Consider the following 18,143-nt stretch of genomic DNA (forward strand, 5'->3'; position numbering starts at 1 on the left):
ACGAGGAGGACTCCATGACCGGCACCGAGACCGTCCTGGGCGCTCCCGCCGAGCGCCGGGAGGGGCGGGAGAAGGTCACCGGCACCGCCCGGTACGCCGCCGAGTTCGACGTCCCGGGCCGCGCCCAGTGCCTGCCCGTCCCGGCGACGGTGGCGAGGGGCCGGGTGACCGGCGTCGACGCCGCGCCCGCCCTGGCGCTGCCCGGCGTGCTCGCGGTGCTCACGCACGAGAACGCGCCCCGGCTCGCCGCACCGGACGATCCCGTGCTGGCCGTGCTGCAGAGCCCCCGGGTGCCGCACCGGGGCTGGTTCGTGGCCCTGGTGGTGGCCGAGACCCTGGAGGCGGCCCGGGCCGGCGCCGCGGCCGTCCGCATCACCTACGACGCGGAGGGGTACGACGTGACGCTGACACCGTCGCACCCGGAGGCGTACGTTCCGCAGGAGGTCAACGCAGGTTACCCGGGCTTGCGCGAACACGGCGATCCCGACGCCGCGTTCGCCGCCTCGCCGGCCCGGGTCGACGTCGAGTACCGGGTGCCGCCGCTGCACAACCACCCGATGGAACCACACGCCAGCACCGCGTACTGGGACGGGGACCGGCTCGTGGTGCACACCTCCAGCCAGGGCACCAACGCCGTGCGCGCCGCGCTGGCCGCGATGTTCGAGCTGCCCGAGGACCGGATCCGGGTCGTCGCCGAGCACGTGGGCGGCGGCTTCGGCTCCAAGGGCACGCCGCGTCCCGACGTGGTGCTCGCCGCGATGGCGGCGCGGCACACGGGCCGCCCGGTCACGCTCGCCCTGCCGCGCCGCTGCCTGCCCGCCGTCGTCGGCCACCGTGCGCCGACGCTGCACCGGCTCCGGCTCGGTGCCGAGGCCGACGGCCGGCTCACGTCCCTGGTGCACGAGGTGACCACGCACAGTTCGCGCATCAAGGAGTTCGTGGAGCAGGCCGCGGTGCCGGCGCGCGTGATGTACGCGACGCCCACCGCCCGGACGCTGCACCGCGTGGCCCGGCTGGACGTGCCCACGCCGTCCTGGATGCGCGCCCCGGGCGAGGCACCCGGCATGTACGCGCTGGAGTCGGCCCTGGACGAGCTGGCCACCGAACTCGGCATGGATCCGGTGGAACTGCGGATCCGCAACGAGCCGGAGACCGAGCCGGACAGCGGCCGGCCCTTCAGCAGCAGGCACCTCGTGGAGTGTCTGCGCGAGGGTGCCCGCCGGTTCGGGTGGTCCGAGCGCGATCCGCGGCCCCGGTCCCGCGCCGCCGGTCCCCTGCTGGTGGGTACCGGGGTGGCCGCGGCCACGTACCCGGTGCTGGTGGCCCCGTCCACCGCGGCGGCGCAGGCACTGCCGGACGGCGGATTCCTGGTACGCACCAACGCCACCGACATCGGCACGGGAGCCCGGACGGTCCTCGCGCAGGTCGCTGCCGACGCCCTCGGCGTACCGCTGGAGCGGGTCCGTATCGAGGTGGGCAGCACCGACCTGCCACCCGCTCCGCTGGCCGGCGGCTCGTCCGGCACCGCCTCCTGGGGCTGGGCCGTGCACGAGGCGTGCGTCCGGCTGAGGGACCGTCTGGCCGGGCACTCGGGGCCGCTGCCCGCGGAGGGCGTCACGGCGAGTGCGGACACCTCGGGCCGGGCCGACGCGGACCAGCCCTGGTCGCGGCATGCCTTCGGGGCGCACTTCGCCGAGGTCGCGGTCGACACGGTCACCGGTGAGGTACGGGTCCGCCGGTTGCTGGGCGTGTTCGCGGCGGGGCGCATCCTCAACGCCCGTACGGCGCGCTCCCAGTTCATCGGGGGCATGACGATGGGACTGGGCATGGCGCTGACCGAGGACAGCACGATGGACCCCGCCTTCGGCGACTTCACCCAGTCCGACCTGGCCTCGTACCACGTGCCCGCCCACGCGGACGTCCTGTCCGTCGAGGCGCACTGGGTCGACGAGGACGACGACCACCTCAACCCGATGGGGAGCAAGGGGATCGGCGAGATCGGCATCGTCGGCTCGGCGGCGGCGATCGGCAACGCCGTCCACCACGCCACCGGCATCCGCTTCCGCGAACTCCCGCTCACTCCGGACCGGGTGCTGACCGGGCTGCTCGAACACGAGCACCCCGCGGGCACGTTGGGTGCCTGACCCGAGCGGATCGGGTCAGGCCGGACGCCCGGGCCGGCCCCCGGCTCAGCGGCGGGGCCGGGGCGACCCGGACGCGAGGGTCGCCGGCAGCGGCGGTTCGTGGGCGGACGGTCAGTCCGGGGCGCGGCCGGCGTGGGCGATCGCAGGCGCCGGCGGGCCCGTGTCCGGCGCCTGCCGGGCCACCTGGACGCACAGGGCGGTCAGTGCCACCAGTGAGGCGGACACGGCGACGGGTACGGCGATCCAGGCCGACGCCAGTGTCAGGTCGACGGCCCGGGACACGCCTGCCGAGGGCGTGGCGCTGCCGTACAGCTTCGCCGCGGCCGGTGCCGCCGGGCCCACGACCGCCGCGGCGAGCGTCGGCACGGCGGGCCGCACGGTCAGCAGCAGGGCGAGGACCAGGCAGAGCGCCGACAGGCCGAGGGCCAGTCCGTAGGCGCGGGGGGACGCGCCGTGCTGCTGCAACGGGAAGTAAGCGACTCCGCACACGGCGAGGGCCGCGACGGCGAGCCACGTCGGCCAGATCGCGGGCCGCCCCCCGGAGCGCTCGCGCGCCGGGCGCGGCCTCCGGCCGGCCACGACGGCCTTCAGCGACCGCCAAACCCGCGTCGGCTCCTGCCGCGCGTCGTCCGCCTCCTCGGGGACCGGCGCGACCCGGGCCTGCAGAGGATCCGTGTGTGCCCGTCTCCCCTCGGCCACGCGGCCGATCAGCCGCACCAGTTCCCCGACGGGCCGGCCGGTGGCGGCGGCGCGTACCGCCGCCTGTCCGCAGTGCGGCTCCAGCGGCGTCCGGTGCAGCAGCTCCATCAGCCGGGAGACGTCCTCCACCGAGCGGGACTCGACGGCGGCGCGGATCGCCTCGTCCGCGCTGTCGGGGTTGCGTGGCGGCCGGGTCAGCAGGACGGCCAGCCGGGCGACGTCCTCGACGGAGCGGTTCACGCCGACCGCGCGGAGGGCCTCCACCGTGGCCCGCGCGTGTTCGGGGTACTGCTCCAGCGTCGTGATGAGGTCCGCGACGTCCTCCAGCGGCCGGTCGGCCACGGCTGTCCGCACCAGGTCGCCGACGGGGTCGCCGTACGCGGTCGTCGCCGCGGTCTCCGGGACGGGAAGTCCGTCGTGGAGGACGTCGAGGAGGTCGTCGTAGGCGTGCCCGACGGCGGACGCGTCCGCCGGGCGGCCCCCCACGGCGAGCGGCTCGGCGTCGTCGGGCTCGGCCTCCGGCGGGCGGACCGGGTGCTCGTCCGTGACCACGGCCGTGCCCACGGACGGCGGGTCGGCGCAGGCCATGACGTACTCGGGCGGACGGGGTGCTGAAGAGCCGGTGGTCATGATCTCTCCGTGTGATGGGGGTGCGGGCCGCTCCGGCGTCCCCGACCTGCGACACGCAGCTGTGCTGACCATTACTAGGCCCGTCCACCCCACGCTGCCACTCGGGCGGGCCACGGGGATGAGAGACCTGCCGTACAGCCATACCGGCGCCCCGAACGGGAATCGGAAGGATGAGGCGTGCGCCACGGCACCACGAGGAGGGGCTGGGTGGATACGACCACGATGGTGATCGCCGTGGCGGTGACGCTCGCGGCGGTCCTCCTGGGCCTGGCCGTCGCCGTGCTGGTGCGGCTGGTCCGCACCCGACGGGAACTGAGACGGGCCGGGCTGCCCACCGGTCCGCGGTGGGTCTTCTGGGGAGCCGTCCTGTACCTGGTGCTCCCCGCCGACCTGGTGCCCGATCCCGTGTACCTGGACGACATCGGCGTACTGCTCCTCGCTCTGCGCACCCTGCGCAGCCCGGTCGGCGAGAGAGGGCGGCCCCCGGACCGCCGCCCCGGCGCGAGCCCGCCCCACGACTACGCTGCGTAAGGAAACCATTCACCCGTTCGATTCGTATAAGTCTCTGGAAGCCGAAGGAAGTCGGCGGACCAGGCGACGGCGCACAGGGACCATCGCTTGATCGGCGCAGCACCGACGAGGGAGAGACGATGCAACCGTTTGCGCTCAACTACGCGCGGCCCGCAGTGGAGTTGGAAGCCACCACTCCGTACGTCTACGACAGCGGGCTGCAGTTGAACGTGCTCCTCGACGGGCGTGTGGCCGCCTGTGACCACGCCCTGCTGCGAGAGCTGGGGACCACGACGTCCACTGCGGGCTCGAAGACCCATTTCGACGACTGAACACGGACCGTCGAGAATGACCGTGTTGATCCTGACCTGTGAAGAGGACGTCACGGCGGACATGGTGGTCGTGCACCTGAACGCCTCGGGGGTGCCGGTCGTCCGCCTGGACCCGGCCGACCTGACCGGATCCGTCGCGCTCTCCGGGGAGTTCGTGCACGGCTCCTTCCGCGGCCATCTGTCGTCCGGGGGCCGCCTGGTGAGCATCGGCGGGCTGCGCTCCGTGTGGGTGCGCAGGCCGGGTACCCCGGCCGCGCGGGCCGCCGCGCCCTCGGCGTGGCTGACCGAGGAGTCCACCCAGGCGCTGTACGGCATGCTCCGCGACTGCGGGGCTCGCTGGATGAACCACCCCGACGCGGCCCGCCGGGCCCGTCACAAGCCCTGGCAGCTCCGGCTGGCCCAGCGGTGCGGCCTGCCCGTGCCCGCCACGCTGATCACGACGTTTCCACGGGCGGCCCGGGAGTTCGCCGAGCGCTACCCGGATCTGGTCGTCAAGCCCGTCTCGGGCACGCATCCGCAGGATCCGCCGCGGGCCGTGCCCACCAGCAGGGTTCCGCCGGAGGCCGACTTCTCCGCCGTCACCCTCGGCCCCACGCTGCTGCAACGGCGGGTCGCCAAGCGCGCCGACGTCCGCCTCACCGTCGTGGGTGACCGGCTGCTGGCCGCCCGCAGGGCCACGGGCGCGGGCCCGGACACCGACGAGGTGGACGTCCGCTTCGACCCGTCCGACGAGCCGTGGCGCCCGGCCGAGGTGCCGCCGCGCGTCGCCGAGGCCGTCCGCGCCTACGTCCGCGAGGCGGAACTCGCCTACGGAGCCTTCGACTTCGCCGAGGACGGCGACGGGACCTGGTGGTTCCTGGAGTGCAACCAGTCGGGTCAGTTCGGCTTCGTCGAGGTGGACACGGGTCAGCCGATCGCCCGCGCCATCGCCGAGTGGCTGGCCCGGCCCGGGAACGAGGACCCGGCTCCCGCCGACGACGCGCGGAGCACGGCCCGCTGAGCGCCGTCCCCGGCCGGCATCACTGCGGGCGCGGGCCGGGCAGCAGGGCGGTGCGCTGCCAGCCTGCGCCCGGGGACGGCGGACGTTCGGCGCCGGGCCCTTGGCCGGGAGCGTGCAGCGGGGGCAGGACGACCGCGAGTTCCCTGCTCAGGCGCTCGGCCTCCCGGCGCACCTGCGTGGGGACGTCACCGCATTCGGCGACGAGTCGGTCGTAGATGGGAGAATCCTGGAACACCCGTCAACGTGCCTTTCGTATCGTCCGCCTCCCCGCGGAGGCGCGACTGAGAAGTCTAGGCGTCCGTCCACCGGATGGGTGCACGTTCCACCGATCGGGTGACATCGCCTCAGGCGCCGGTGGTGGACCCGGGACGGACGATCATGAGGACCGTGACCGTCGCCCACAGCAGGTTGAACAGGCCGGTGAACATGGCGAGCCGGGCCGTCCCGGCCCGTTCGACGGGCCGGTGGTCGGCCAGTTGCGCGAGGAGCTCGTCCTGACGGGGCAGGACGAAGGCGACCAGGACGCCCGCGGCCGCCGCGGTCAGGGCGACGGACGTGACGAGCCAGCCGTCCCCCAGGACTCCCATCGCCGACGCGGTGGCGAAACCCAGGACCGGCACCGCCACTCCGACGCCGGCGTAGACCCGGCAGATGCGGTGCAGCAGCCGGACCGTGCCCACGGCCCCCGCACCGGCCCCGTCACCGTCCGGACCCATCGCGCGGCGGGCCGCCGGGGGGAACATGCTGGCCGCGACGGTCACGGGACCGACGGCGATGATGGCGGCCAGGACATGGAGGGACAACAGGAACTCGGTCATGGATCGGGGCTCCGCAGGGCTGGATCGGACGGACTGTCGGGGAACCCCCACGCTAGGCAGCCGCCACGGGGGCCCACAGAGGCTGAAACGACAGCTTCCAACGGGTTCTCGCCAACGCGCCGACCAGGAGAAGTCCGACCGCGCACCCCTGTGACCGGGGCTTCTGCCGCAGGCGTGAACCCGCCTATCGTGGCGGCCATGCACACCGTGGCGATCCTGGCCCTCGACGACGTGGTGCCCTTCGACCTGGCGGCGCCGATGCAGGTCTTCGACTGGACGCGGCTGCCCGACGGGCGCAGCCCCTACCGGGTCCGGCTGTGCGCCGAGTCCCCGGAGGTGCGCACGGACGGACTCGTCCTCCGCGTCGACCGGGGGCTCGACGCGCTCGAGGACGCGGACACGATCATCGTGCCGGGCCGCTCCGAGGAGAACGGACCGCCGTCCGACGGCGTGCTGGCGGCCCTGCGGCAGGCGGCCGCGGCCGGTACCCGCATCGCGTCGGTGTGCGTGGGCGCCTTCGTCCTCGCCGAGGCCGGGCTGCTCGACGGGCTGCGTGCCACCACGCACTGGATGGCCGCCGCGGAGCTGGCCCGCCGCCATCCGCGGATCGAGGTGCAGCCGGACGTGCTCTACGTCGACAACGGGCAGATCCTCACCTCGGCGGGCGCCGCCGCCGGCCTCGACATGTGCCTGCACATGATCCGGCGGGACCTGGGGTCGGCCGTGGCCGCGCACGCCGCGCGGATGTGTGTCGTACCGCTGGAACGGGAGGGCGGACAGGCCCAGTTCATCGTGCACGAGCACCCGCCCGTGCCGCGGGGCTCGGACCTCGAACCCGTGCTGGAGTGGATCGAGGACCATCTGGCCGACGAGGTCACCCTGGGGGCGATGGCCGCGCGTTCGGGCATGAGCGAGCGCACGTTCAGCCGCCGTTTCCGCGAACAGACGGGCACCACGCCGTTGCAGTGGCTGCTCCGGGCGCGGGTGCGGCGCGCGCAGTACCTGCTGGAGAACAGCGATCACACGGTCGAACGGATCGCGCAGCAGGCGGGCTTCGGGTCGCCCACGGCCTTCCGGGAGCGGTTCCGCCGGGTGGTGGGCACCACACCGTACGCCTACCGTTCGGCGTTCCACGGGAAGCCGGCCGCCCCGGCGAACCGTGCGTAGGGCCCGTCCTGCGGATCAGGCCGAGTTCGGTCCGATCCGCAGGACGGGCCCCACGGGCGGCGGTGTCACACGGCCAGCGACAGGCCGCTCTCCCCTTCCGTTTCCGCCGGTGCGGCGGCCGTCGTCCGGCCCTTGGCGAGCAGCAGGGCGTCCGCCTTGGCCACCGCGTCGTGGATGCTGGTCGTCGCCATCATCACGCACAGCGTGTAGCTCACGTCCGCCAGCTCGCGCGCCGCCGCCGGCCTCTCCCTCTCCGCCTGAGCGATCCGCAGCGACGCGTAGCGCGTCAGCAACTCTCTGACGACCTTCGGGTCCGGTTCGAGCACGAAGCGCCCCTCTCTCGATTTTCGCTGCGTATGCCCGAACACGGCCGAAACATTCACACCATGGGCACCCTCGCGTGCGATTGACCGAAATACTTCGCTTCCTGACCGACCATCACCGAAAACGGGCGGCGAATCGACAGAAAAAGGACGTACCGCCTGCGGCCCCACTCCGGCGGCGAGGAACGCACCACACCCTGCCGTACGCCGGAGGAGGCCCGCGCCTTCTCCCCCGCAGAGGGCGCGGGCCTCAGTCTCCGAGGGTGCGGGCCAGTTCGGTGCTGGCCCGGGTGATCTCGGTGTCGCTCTCGGCCAGCAGTCCCCGCAGGGCACCCCGCCGGGCGCGCACGGCCTGCCGCGCCGCGCGCTCCCATGCCACGGGGTTCTCGCGGCGGTTGAGCAGCTTGGGATAGACGGCGGCCGTGCTCTCCCACTGCCGGGCGTCGGCGATGTTCTTCAGCAGCTGGATGATCTGCGCCCGGCAGCTCACCTGGGGCCGCTGCGCCAGCTCCCACAGGAAGGGGACCGTCGCGGCGGTCGCCTGCTCGACGACGAAGCCGTACTGGCAGATGCGTTTCCGCAGATCGTCGAGCGCGGCGCCGGCGGTCTCGGGGTCGCCCCAGGCGACCTTCTTGAGCAGGCGGGGAATCGCCGCCGCCGAGCCGCTGGAGTCCTGGATCGCCTCCCAGGGCACCCGGTCGAGCCCCGCGAGGGGGGCCGTCCGGGCCGGTCCGGTCGGCGACGCCTGACGATCGGTGCGCCCGGTGCTCGGCTGTGGTGTCGGAGCGCTGCGCATGGTGTGGGGCCCTTCCGCGGCAGTCGGGTCAGGTGTGGGAGCGGGTCGACAGCTTGGCCCAGACCGTCTTGCCCGCGGGGAGTCGCGGGGCCCAGCCCCACTCCTCGGCCAGGGCGTCGACGATGCACAGGCCACGTCCGCCCTCCTGAAGGGCGGAGCCGTCGGACGGTGCGAACACGGGCATGGTGTCGCCGGGGTCGGAGACGGTCAGCATCACGTGCTCGGGGTGCCGGGCGAGTCCGAGTCCGATCTCCGGCACGTCGGGGGCGACGGCCGGCGCCGCGTGCACCACGGCATTGGAGGCGAGCTCGGTGATCACGAGGACCGCGTCGTCGGCCCGGTGTCCGAGGGACCAGCCGCACAGCGTCTCCCTGGCGAAGCTCCGGGCGCGGGCGAACCCTGCCCCGGTACACGTGATACGCAGCGCCGCCGAGGCGGTACGGCCACCCTGTGGGGGGTTTGCGGCGCCAGGCGTCTCAGGGGTCTTGGCGAGGGGCCACTCGTCCGGACGGGAAGCCGGCCGCGTCGCGCGCGGGAGCCCGCCGAACTCACTCGTCGGGCCCGCCTCCGGCGCGGACCGGTCGAGCGGCCGGAGGGTGCGGTGCGCAGGTGATGACACGGCATCTCCCTGATGCGACGTCAGAATTGTGCGGCCAACCGGGGGTTGACGCCCCGGCTATTATCCACGCAGACAGCGCTCGTGTGCAATTGCACGAGAAATTGCGCGAAAAAAATCGGCTGGGAGCGTGTGGGAGCCGCCGGGTGCGGCCTGCTCCCCCGAACAGCAAGGAGACCGCGGTGCCACGCAACGGAGTGCAGGCCAGTTCGCTGGAGGCCTGCTGGATGAAGAGCCGGCACAGCAACGCCGAGGGCAACTGCGTAGAAGTCGCCCCCGTGGACGGAGGCATCGCGATGCGCAACTCCCGCGACCCGGACGGCCCCGCGCTGGTCTACACCTCCGCGGAGCTGGCGGCCTTCCTGGCCGGGGCGAAGGACGGCGAGTTCGACCACCTGGTGTGAGGCGCGGGGGTTTCACCGCCGAGCGGGACGCCCGGCGGTGAAGCGGAGTCCAACTACCCGATTTCCACAGGCGGATGCGCCGGGGACCGAGTGGATGAGATAGTGTGTTTCTCGAGTCTGCCGGTCTGCTGGGAGTCAGGATGTCCGCCGCGTCGCATCGCATCTCCCGTCTCGAACCCTACCAGGACCGGTCCGAGCCGGCACCGACCCTGCTGAAGATGCTCGTCGGTGTACAGCTGGCGGGCTTCCGCGACGACGCCGGCCTGTCCCAGGAACAGGCGGCGCGCGAACTGGGGTTCAGCGCGGCGAAGCTCTCGCGCATCGAGTCGGGCAAGGGCCGCAGGCCGCCGACCGAGAACGACGTCCGCGCACTGCTGGAGCTGTACGGCACCGACGCCTACGAGGCGTCCGTGCTGCTGAAGCTGTTGCAGCGCGCCGGCGAGCCGGGCTGGTGGCAGCGTTACGACAAGCGGCTGATGCCCGAGTGGTTCGACCGGTTGGTGGGCCTGCAGGAGGCCGCCGCGACCATCCGGACCTTCGAGATCCAGTACGTCCCCGGTCTCCTCCAGACGGCGGCCTACACACGGGCCGTCGTCGAGCGCGGCCTGCCGAACGCGCCCGCCACCGAGGTGCAGCGACGCGTCGAACTGCGCATGCAACGGGCCCAGTTGCTGTTCCGCGCCGACGCACCGCAGCTCTGGGCGATCATCGACGAGTCCGTACTGCTGCGGGTGCTGGGCAGCTCGGACGTCATGCGTGAGCAGCTCGGGCACCTCGTCGAGATGGCCGGGCGTTCCAACGTGACCCTGCAGATCGTGCCGCTGAACGTGACGAACGCGTCGGCGCCCGCCATCCCGGTCACCTACCTGCGCTTCGGCGGCATCGACCTGCCCGACGTGGTCTACCTGGAGCACATCAAGAGCGCCAACTTCCTCGAGGACCGGGACGAGACCGAGGAGTACCGGCTCGCGCTGGACCGGCTGGCCGACGAGGCGCTGACGCCGCGCGATTCCGTGGAGATGCTGCGGGCGACGATGGCCCAGCGCTACACACCGTGAAGTGAGCGGCTCGGGCGGGAAGGCCGGGCCGAGCGGTCGGCTTCCCGCCGTCCCGCACGGCCCCCTGGCACGCTGCTAGGAGAGGCGCCCGACGCCGCCGAACTCGATCCACTCCCGGGTGAGCTGACGCGGAGCCACCTCGCTGTCCGGCCGCCAGGTGGACACCTCGACCAGTCCGGGTTCGAGGATCTCCATCCCCTCGAACCACTCCGCGACGTCCTTCTCCTCCCGGACACGGCCCCAGTGTCCCTGCGTCGCCTGGTCCATGAACTCCGTGACCGACCTGCGGACCTCCGCGTCCTCGCTGACCAGCTGGCACATCACCGCGTAACTGCCGGGCGCGAGACGCTCGGTCACGCGGCGGACGACGGCCGACGGGCCGTCGGTGTCGCTGTCCGGGATGCAGTGGAAGACGGAGTTGAACAGCACGGCCACCGGCTGCGAGAAATCGATCAGGCGCTGGGTGTCCGGGTGGGAGAAGATCTCGTCGGTGGAGCGCATGTCGGCGTGGATGACGGCGGTGCGGTCGTTCTGGTCCAGCAGCGCCCGGCCGTGGACCAGGACCATCGGGTCGTTGTCGACGTAGACCACACGCGAGTCGGGCGCGATGCGCTGGGCGACCTGGTGGACGTTGTCCTGGGTGGGGAGACCTGATCCGTGGTCGAGGAACTGGCGGATGCCGTACTCCTCGGAGAGGGTCCGCACGACCCGCTGCAGGAAGCGCCGGTTGTTCAGCGCCAGCCGGCGGGTGCTGGGCACGACCTTGTCGAGTTCCTCGACGGCGGCGCGGTCGGCCGCGTAGTTGTCCTTGCCACCCAGGTAGTAGTCGTACATACGTGCGGCCGTGGGCACGTTGGCGTCGATCTCCGTGGACAGCTGCTTGTCGCCCTGCATCGTTCCCCCAGCTCCGTACCGCGCCAACTGCACTGGCCTGACCGAGAGTACATCCTAGAGAGCCGTCGCTCACCGAAACCAGAGCATGAGCAGGGTCAACGGCAAGTCACCCTTGTCACCTAGGAGTTGACACGCCGCTGCCCCGGTCGCCGGCGGTCTCCCGGTCCGCGCCCCGTGCCGCGGACCGGGAGACCCCGTCACGTCAGCCGCGCGAGGCGAGGTACTCGTCGACCCCGGGTGCCTGGTGGGCCTCCTCCACGTTCACCACGCCGCCGACCGCCTTGCGGTCGGGCTTGAGCACATAGGTGGACCTGCTGGCGGGCGCCGCGACGTCGGTGAAGTCCTGCGGGGTGCCGAGACCGGTGTCGGCGTTCTTCTGGGAGCGGTGCGCCTTGACCACGTCCTCCCGGGCGAGGCTGCCGTCCTCGCACGCCTTCTTCAGGTCCGCGCCCATCAGCTGGGCGGCGTTGTACCCGGACAGGACACCGGAGTCGACGGGTGAGCCGGGGTACTTCTTCCCGTAGGAGGCGACCATCTTCTTCACGCCGGGCAGGTCGGAGCTGACCGCCGGTGCGGCGCTGACCACGTGCACCATCGCCTCCAGGGCCGCCGCGGCCGGCGTCTTCATCAGCTGCGGAGCGTACCCGGGGGCGCTGCTGACGACCGGCACGCGCAGGCCCCGGGAGGCGGCCACGCCCGCGAGCGAAGCCGTCTGGGCGGGACCCGCGCTGATCAGGACGGCCTTCACGCCGGCCTTGCGCAGCGCCGACACCTGCGCGGACAGATCGGTGTCCGTGGCCTTGATCTTCTGGCCGACCACCTTCAGACCGGCCTTCCGGGCGGCCCACTGCGAGCCCTCCAGCGCGTTGGCCCCGTAGTCGCCCTCGAAGTACACGTGGCCGATCGTGTCGCCCTCGGCCACCTTCTTGGTGCGGGTCAGGAAGTCGACGGCGGCGATCATGTCGAGGTCGTAGGTGGTGCCGAGGACCTGGACGGCGTCCTTGCCGAGCAGGGAGGCCGCCCAGGCCTGCGGGAAGGTGAGGACCTTGTCGCGCTGGATGTCGTCGAGCAGGGCCGCGACCACCGGCGAGCCGATGACCTGGGGCAGGGCCACGACGTCCGGGGAGATGTCGGCGTACGCGGTGACCGCCTTCTGCACGTCGTAGCCGTGGTCCTTGACGACGATCTCGACCTTCCGTCCGCAGATGCCGCCCGCGGCGTTGGTCTCGTCGGCCCACATCTGCTGGGCCTGCACGATGCTCTTGCCGAGGGTGGCGTAGGGGCCGGTCAGGTCGGTCAGCGCGCCCAGCTTGATGGCCTTGTCGGTGACTCCGGGGCCGGACTTGACGCCGTCGGCGCCGTCGCCGGTGCTCCCGCCGTCCGCCTTGGAGCTGCAGCCGGTGCCCGCGAGCAGTACGGCGGCCAGTGCCGCGGCCACGGCGGTCCGAGTGGTGCGGGGCCTGGGGTGCGTCACGTTCACGGGGTGTGCTCCTTGGCTCGTGCGGTGGTGGCGGAGGTCCCGGGCGCAGGCCCGGTCTCGGAAGGGACGGTGACGGGGGGTCGGCGGCGCAGGCGGGCGCGGGTCCGGCGGGCCAGTCCGTGCAGGCCGTCGGGCGCGTACAGCAGGATCACGACGATCGCCGCGCCGTAGAGGTAGCGGGCGGCCTCGGTGGGGCCGATCGAGCCGTCGCCCGAGCCGGGGGTGGCGACCAGCGGCAACTGGTCGGCGTAGCGGGTCATCAGCAACGGCAGCCCGGTGACGAAGACGGCGCCCGCGGTGGCCCCGGCCACGGAGCCGAGCCCGCCGATGACGATCATGGCGAGGTAGTCGACGGAGAGGGCGAGGGAGAAGTAGTCGGGCACCACGCGGCGGAAGGAGAGCGCCAGCAGGACGCCGGCGAGGCCCGCGTACATCGAGGAGACGACGAACGCGGCCGAGCGGTACTTGGCGACGTGCACCCCCATCACCGATGCGGCGGTCTCGCTGTCGCGCAGCGCCACCAGGGCGCGGCCGGGGCGGCCGCGCAGCAGTCCGCGGGCGGTGAACCAGGTGAGGGCGAACAGGGCGAGGCCCAGGTACCACAGCCGTTCCTCCGCGCCGAACGGCACGCCCAGGACGGTGAGGCCGGGGTCGGCCTCCGTGAAGGAGAAGCCGCCGAGCTCCAGCGGCGGCACCGAGCGTCCGTTGAAGCCACCGGTGACGGAGTCCGCCGTGAGCAGGACGTGGTGGCCGAGGAAGACCAGGGCGAGGGTGGCCACACCGAGGTAGATGCCCTTCACCCGGCCGGCGACGGGGCTGAACAGTCCGCCCGCCGCACCCGCCAGCAGCACCGCGAGGAGGACCGCGAGGGCGGGCGGCAGCCCCGGTCCGGGCTCGCCCGCGAGCCATACGTAGCCGTAGGCGCCGACGGCGAGGAAGAAGGCGTGGCCGAGGGAGAGCTGTCCCGCGGTCCCGCTGAGCAGGCCGATCCCGACGGCCCCGATGGCCGCCGCCATGGAGAACAGGCCGATGCGCAGCCAGAAGGCGTCGAGGTAGAAGGGCAGGGCGAACAGGAGGAGGGCGAGCAGCAGGGTCCAGCCCCGCCTGCGCAGCACGGACGTGAGGACGTCAGACACGGGCCGCTCCTCTCGCCGCGAACAGCCCGGTGGGACGCACCAGGAGGACCAGCACCATCACGGCGTACGGGGCGACGTCGCCGAAGCCCTCGCCGAGGACGTGCAGGTCGGACTGGTAGCCGGCGACCAGGGCCTCGGTGAGGCCGATCAGCATGCTGCCGACCAGGGCGCCGACCGGGGAGGCCATGCCGCCGAGGATCGCGGCCGGGAACGCCTTCAGCGCGATCTGGCCGGTGGTGCGCTCCAGGCCTGGTGCCGGGAACGCGACGAGGAAGACCGCGGCCAGCGCGGCGAGGCCGCCCGCCAGGCACCAGGCGATCGCCCGTACCCGGGTCAGGCGTACGCCCATGAGGGCAGCGGCCTCGGCGTCCTCGGCGGCGGCCCTGAGGGACAGGCCCCAGGGCGTGAACCGGAAGAGGGCGAAGGCGCCGGCGATGGCCACCGCGGACACCACGATCGCGGCGATGCGGCTGTCGGCGACCGTCACCGGCCCCAGGTCGGTCACCGAGTCGCCCCAGGGGTCGCCCAGGGTCAGCAGGTCGCCGCCGATGCGGCGGGCCAGGTCGGTCACGAGGAGGATGTCGATGCCGATGGTCACGATGGTCTGCACGTGCGCGGCGTGGGAGTCCGTGCCGACGCGCTGGAGGACGAGCCGGTCCAGCGCTCCGGCCACGAGCGCCGTCACGACGACCGCCAGCGCCAGGGCTCCGGCGAAGCCGAGGTCGTCGTGGAGGACGGCGACGAGGTAGCCGCCGAGCAGCAGCAGGGAGCCGTGGGCGAAGCTGAGGACGCCGGACGCCTTGAAGATGGTGACGAAGCCGAGGGCGATCAGGGCGTAGACCGAGCCGAGGGCGACGCCGTTCAGGAGGTTGTCGAGGAGGCCGGTCATGCCGCGTCCTCCCCCGTGGTCTCGGTGCCGAGGTAGGCGCGCAGCACCTCGGGGTCGCCGCGGACCTCGTCGGGGGTGCCGTGGGCGATGGCCTTGCCGAAGTCGAGGACGGTGACCTCGTCGGCGAGCCGCATGACCAGCCCCATGTCGTGCTCCACCAGGACGACGGAGAGGCCGAGTTCGGCGCGGATGTCCCGGACGACCTCGGCGGTGCGGGCGCGTTCGGCGGCGTTCATGCCGGCCACGGGTTCGTCGAGCAGCAGCACACGGGGCTCCAGGCAGAGGGCGCGGGCGAGTTCCACCCGCTTGCGGTCGCCGTAGGACAGCAGGGCGACCGGTGTCTCGAAGTGCTCTCCGAGACCGGTGAGTTCGGCGATCCCGCGGGCCGCGGCGAGGTGTTCGCGCTGTTCGCGCAGGGCCCGCGGCAGGCGCAGGGCGCTGGCGGCGAAGCCGGAGCGGGACAGGACGTGGCGGCCCAGCATCAGGTTGTCGGCGACGGTTCCCTGGGTGGTGACGATGTTCTGGAAGGTGCGGGCCACCCCGAGGGCGGCGATCCGGTGCGGGGCGAGCCGGGTGAGCTCCTCGTCACCGAGCCGTACGGAGCCCCGGGCGGGCCGGTACAGGCCGGACAGGACGTTGAAGCAGGTGGACTTGCCCGCGCCGTTGGGTCCGATGACGGCGTGCAGGGTGCCCGGCGCGACGGTGAAGGACACGTCGTCGAGGGCGGTGAGACCGGCGAAGCGCACGGTCACGTCCCGGACGTGGAGCGCGGGGGGTGTGGTGGTACGGGTGGTCACGCGGCCCCCTGACCGTCGGCGGTCTCGCCCAGGTAGAGGCGGCGCACCGCGTCCGTCCGGGCGAGTTCGGCGGCGGGCCCGGACAGCCCGACCTCGCCGACTTCCAGGACGTAGGCGTGGTCCGCCAGCGACAGCGCCATGCCGGCGTTCTGCTCGACCAGCAGGACCGCGGTTCCCTGGGTGTTGATCTCGCGGATCACCTCGCCGATCCGGTGCACCATCTGCGGGGCGAGCCCCAGTGACGGTTCGTCGAGCAGGAGCAGGCGGGGTGCGGCCATGAGGGCACGGCCGATGGCCAGCATCTGCTGCTCGCCGCCGGACAGCAGGCCGGCGGCCTGGTGGGTGCGTTCGGCGAGCCGCGGGAAGAGCGCGAAGACGCGGTCGCGGGCCCGGCGGACCTGGGCCGGGGCACGCCGGGAGAGGCCGAGCCCGCCGGCCCGGAGGTTCTCGTCGACGGTGAGCCCGGCGAACACCCGCCTGCCCTCGGGCACCTGCACGACTCCGGCGCGTACCGCCGCGACCGGGTCCCGGCCGTCGAGAACCGTGTCGCCGTAGCGGACACGGCCGGCGGTGACCGCGCCGCGGTGCAGGCGCAGCGTGCCCGACACGGCCCGCAGCAGGGTCGTCTTGCCGGCGCCGTTGGCGCCGAGCAGGGCGACGACGCCGCCGTGCGGAACGGTCAGCGACACGGAACGGAGGGCGGACAGGGCGCGCCCGTACGTCACGTCGAGGCTCTCGACGTGCAGCGCGGGCTCGTCGTCCGGTGGTGCTTCGGGCATCGCGGCTCCTTGGGACCGTGCCGAAGCGGCACGGTGACGAGGGAAGGGGGAGCTCACGACAGCACGGGCGGGGGTGGCCGTACAGGGGCCGCGGCCCGGGTCGCTGCGGCGTCCCAGTCCGGGGGCGGTCAGTCTGTGCGGATGCCCAGGCACGGGCGGTCCTGGCGCGCACCTCCCTGGGCCCGTCCGGTGGATCAGGCCGCTGACGCCGGGTCCGGCACCCCCTCCCCCACCGGCTCAGGGGCGGGGGTGCCGCAGTGGCGTCGTCGCCTGGTGCCGGCCTCCTCCTCCGCCGCCGCGCGGCTGGACGCCCCGGCGCCGCTGACCTGCCTCGACAGCCACCACGGCCTCCCTGCTCACCCGGCCCGCAGGGCAGGGCCTAGTCGCGCAGCAGCCTGCGGGCGGTCAGGGCGAGGCTGATCTCCACGAGGTCCGCCGGGCGGGCCAGGGACCGTCCGGTCAGCTGCTCGCAGCGGCGCAGGCGGTTGAGGACGGTGTTGCGGTGGCAATAGAGGCGTTCGCCGGCGCGTTGCGCCGAGCCGTCGCAGTCGAGCCAGGTGGTCAGGGTGTCCAGCAGCACGTCCCGGTCCGCGGGTTCCAGCCGCAGCAGCGGGCCCAGCACCTGCCCTGCGAGGGCCCGGCCGAGTTCGGGACTGGAGACGACCAGGGCGGCGGGCAGGTGGTCGTCGAGGCGGACCGCGCCGCCGGCCGCGGGGCAGATACCGAGGGCGGTGTCGGCGAGCCTGCGGGCGTCGCCCACCGCGGCCAGCCCGGCGACGGGGCTGCCGACGCCGATCCTGACGCCCGGGGGCGGGCCGTCCGGCACGGGTTGCGGCGGCCCGGCGTCGCCGTCGCCGTCGCCGAGCAGGACGATGCCGTAGTCGACGTCCGCGCCGGCGTGCCATTGCACCCGTGTTCCGTCCGGTACGGCGGCGGACCGGGCGGCACCGGGACGCACACCGGGTCCGACGGCGACGGCGACGACGACGTACCGGCCGTGTTCCGGCAGGTCCAGCGCCTGGGCGGCCTCGGGCAGGTCGGCGATGCGGCTGGTGCCGTCGAGCAGTCCGGCCGCAAGGAGCCGGGCGCGGTTCTCGCGGCGGCGGCTGAGCTGCCACTCGGTCTGCCGGTAGGCGTCCGCCACGAGGGTGCAGTGCTCGTCGACGAAGTTCCACACGTCGGCCGCCACGTGCACCAGCAGGCGGACGTCCTCAGGTGCGGTGCGGGAGGTCTCCTCGACCAGCCGCTGCCACACCAGCGACCCGCCCAGGCGGAACGCGTGCAGCAGGGCGTCCAGCGGCAGTCCCTGTTCGGCGCGCGTGGCACCGATCCGCCAGGAACAGCGGCGGGCCGCGTCCCGGGCACCGCGGGGGTCGACCAGCGAGTTCACGCTGTGCCGCAGCGAGCGGTGCGCCTCCTGCCAGGTCGCGGTGGGGTCCTTCGTCATGGCGGCGCGATAGGCCGGTTCCTGTTCCTGCAGGACGGCCACCAGCCGGTCGGTGAGACCGGGGAGGTCGTCGAGCAGGGCACGGGCGGCCCGGTGCAGGACCCGCAGGGCGTCGGCGTCGATCAGCGACGCGACGCTCGGTGTCCGCGGGCGTGGAACGGGCGTGAGTCCGCTGCGGATCGCTGCTCGTGACCGTACGGCGTGCTGCATGGCGGCCCTCCCCC

General features: G+C 73.3%; 20 protein-coding genes. 7 read left to right on the forward strand and 13 right to left on the reverse strand.

The genetic code is table 11. The features are described from left to right. The first annotated feature begins 14 nt into the window (after positions 1-14). Positions 15-2,144, forward strand: coding sequence for a xanthine dehydrogenase family protein molybdopterin-binding subunit (locus IE260_RS20775; protein WP_189874013.1), 2,130 nt, complete (start codon positions 15-17; stop codon positions 2,142-2,144). A gap of 111 nt (positions 2,145-2,255) precedes the next feature. On the opposite strand, the gene IE260_RS20780 is transcribed toward IE260_RS20775, so the two are convergent. Next, the gene (locus tag IE260_RS20780; RefSeq protein ID WP_189874015.1) at positions 2,256-3,473 is read right to left on the reverse strand and encodes a hypothetical protein; all 1,218 of its coding nucleotides are present in this window, start codon (positions 3,471-3,473) and stop codon (positions 2,256-2,258) included. A gap of 207 nt (positions 3,474-3,680) precedes the next feature. Here IE260_RS20780 and IE260_RS20785 point away from each other — a divergent pair, with 207 nt between their 5' ends. The 3 genes from IE260_RS20785 (at position 3,681) to tgmB (ending at position 5,315) form a co-directional block, all read left to right on the forward strand. Further along, the gene (locus IE260_RS20785; protein WP_189874017.1) at positions 3,681-4,004 is read left to right on the forward strand and encodes a YkvA family protein; all 324 of its coding nucleotides are present in this window, start codon (positions 3,681-3,683) and stop codon (positions 4,002-4,004) included. 119 nt (positions 4,005-4,123) lie between these two features. Continuing rightward, complete coding sequence (gene tgmA / locus IE260_RS20790; protein WP_003978169.1) at positions 4,124-4,315, forward strand: putative ATP-grasp-modified RiPP; 192 nt, start codon at positions 4,124-4,126, stop codon at positions 4,313-4,315. A 16-nt stretch (positions 4,316-4,331) separates the two neighbouring features. Further along, on the forward strand, positions 4,332-5,315 hold the full coding sequence (tgmB, locus tag IE260_RS20795) for an ATP-grasp ribosomal peptide maturase (RefSeq protein WP_189874019.1): 984 nt from the start codon (positions 4,332-4,334) through the stop codon (positions 5,313-5,315). Between the two features lie 19 nt (positions 5,316-5,334). Here the strand turns inward: tgmB and IE260_RS20800 are convergent, their stop codons facing one another. Both IE260_RS20800 and IE260_RS20805 read right to left on the reverse strand, forming a co-directional pair. Next, positions 5,335-5,550 (reverse strand): hypothetical protein, encoded by a 216-nt coding sequence (locus IE260_RS20800; RefSeq protein ID WP_189874021.1) that lies wholly within the window; start codon positions 5,548-5,550, stop codon positions 5,335-5,337. A 109-nt stretch (positions 5,551-5,659) separates the two neighbouring features. Beyond that, on the reverse strand, positions 5,660-6,133 hold the full coding sequence (locus IE260_RS20805) for a hypothetical protein (RefSeq protein ID WP_189874023.1): 474 nt from the start codon (positions 6,131-6,133) through the stop codon (positions 5,660-5,662). A gap of 198 nt (positions 6,134-6,331) precedes the next feature. Here IE260_RS20805 and IE260_RS20810 point away from each other — a divergent pair, with 198 nt between their 5' ends. Then, on the forward strand, positions 6,332-7,300 hold the full coding sequence (locus tag IE260_RS20810) for a GlxA family transcriptional regulator (RefSeq protein WP_189874025.1): 969 nt from the start codon (positions 6,332-6,334) through the stop codon (positions 7,298-7,300). A 65-nt stretch (positions 7,301-7,365) separates the two neighbouring features. On the opposite strand, the gene IE260_RS20815 is transcribed toward IE260_RS20810, so the two are convergent. The 3 genes from IE260_RS20815 to IE260_RS20825 all read right to left on the reverse strand — a co-directional run bounded on the left by IE260_RS20815 (position 7,366) and on the right by IE260_RS20825 (position 9,038). Then, a complete protein-coding gene (locus IE260_RS20815; RefSeq protein ID WP_189874026.1) occupies positions 7,366-7,626 on the reverse strand; it encodes a DUF5133 domain-containing protein in 261 nt (86 codons plus the stop codon). Positions 7,627-7,873: 247 nt separating this feature from the next. Continuing rightward, entirely contained in the window at positions 7,874-8,419 is a 546-nt protein-coding gene (locus IE260_RS20820; protein WP_189874027.1) for a hypothetical protein, read from the reverse strand. A 28-nt stretch (positions 8,420-8,447) separates the two neighbouring features. Further along, positions 8,448-9,038, reverse strand: coding sequence for an ATP-binding protein (locus tag IE260_RS20825; protein WP_229880962.1), 591 nt, complete (start codon positions 9,036-9,038; stop codon positions 8,448-8,450). Between the two features lie 224 nt (positions 9,039-9,262). On the opposite strand from IE260_RS20825, the gene IE260_RS20830 reads away from it, so the two are divergent. Beyond that, on the forward strand, positions 9,263-9,439 hold the full coding sequence (locus IE260_RS20830; protein ID WP_373303374.1) for a DUF397 domain-containing protein: 177 nt from the start codon (positions 9,263-9,265) through the stop codon (positions 9,437-9,439). A 140-nt stretch (positions 9,440-9,579) separates the two neighbouring features. Continuing rightward, positions 9,580-10,497 (forward strand): helix-turn-helix domain-containing protein, encoded by a 918-nt coding sequence (locus tag IE260_RS20835; protein WP_189874031.1) that lies wholly within the window; start codon positions 9,580-9,582, stop codon positions 10,495-10,497. 75 nt (positions 10,498-10,572) lie between these two features. Here IE260_RS20835 and IE260_RS20840 read toward each other — a convergent pair whose 3' ends face one another. From IE260_RS20840 to IE260_RS20870, 7 genes are all read right to left on the reverse strand, one after another. Next, positions 10,573-11,391, reverse strand: a complete 819-nt coding sequence (locus IE260_RS20840) for an SAM-dependent methyltransferase (protein ID WP_189874033.1) — start codon at positions 11,389-11,391, stop codon at positions 10,573-10,575. Between the two features lie 202 nt (positions 11,392-11,593). After that, complete coding sequence (locus tag IE260_RS20845) at positions 11,594-12,871, reverse strand: ABC transporter substrate-binding protein (protein WP_189874035.1); 1,278 nt, start codon at positions 12,869-12,871, stop codon at positions 11,594-11,596. After that, a complete protein-coding gene (locus IE260_RS20850) occupies positions 12,868-14,007 on the reverse strand; it encodes a branched-chain amino acid ABC transporter permease (protein WP_189874037.1) in 1,140 nt (379 codons plus the stop codon). The genes IE260_RS20845 and IE260_RS20850 overlap by 4 nt, the downstream gene beginning before the upstream one ends. Then, complete coding sequence (locus IE260_RS20855; protein WP_189874039.1) at positions 14,000-14,896, reverse strand: branched-chain amino acid ABC transporter permease; 897 nt, start codon at positions 14,894-14,896, stop codon at positions 14,000-14,002. Before IE260_RS20855 ends, IE260_RS20850 begins: the two co-directional genes overlap by 8 nt. After that, positions 14,893-15,693 carry an ABC transporter ATP-binding protein gene (locus IE260_RS20860; RefSeq protein WP_189874041.1) on the reverse strand — a complete coding sequence of 267 codons (801 nt, stop codon included), beginning with the start codon at positions 15,691-15,693 and terminating at the stop codon, positions 14,893-14,895. Before IE260_RS20860 ends, IE260_RS20855 begins: the two co-directional genes overlap by 4 nt. Further along, a complete protein-coding gene (locus IE260_RS20865; RefSeq protein WP_189874043.1) occupies positions 15,690-16,472 on the reverse strand; it encodes an ABC transporter ATP-binding protein in 783 nt (260 codons plus the stop codon). Before IE260_RS20865 ends, IE260_RS20860 begins: the two co-directional genes overlap by 4 nt. A gap of 379 nt (positions 16,473-16,851) precedes the next feature. Next, positions 16,852-18,129, reverse strand: coding sequence for a PucR family transcriptional regulator (locus IE260_RS20870; RefSeq protein WP_189874045.1), 1,278 nt, complete (start codon positions 18,127-18,129; stop codon positions 16,852-16,854). Between the last annotated feature and the right edge of the window lie 14 nt (positions 18,130-18,143).

Origin of the sequence: Streptomyces viridiviolaceus (assembly GCF_014650995.1) — a bacterium.
GTDB classification, from domain to species: Bacteria; Actinomycetota; Actinomycetes; order Streptomycetales; family Streptomycetaceae; genus Streptomyces; species Streptomyces viridiviolaceus.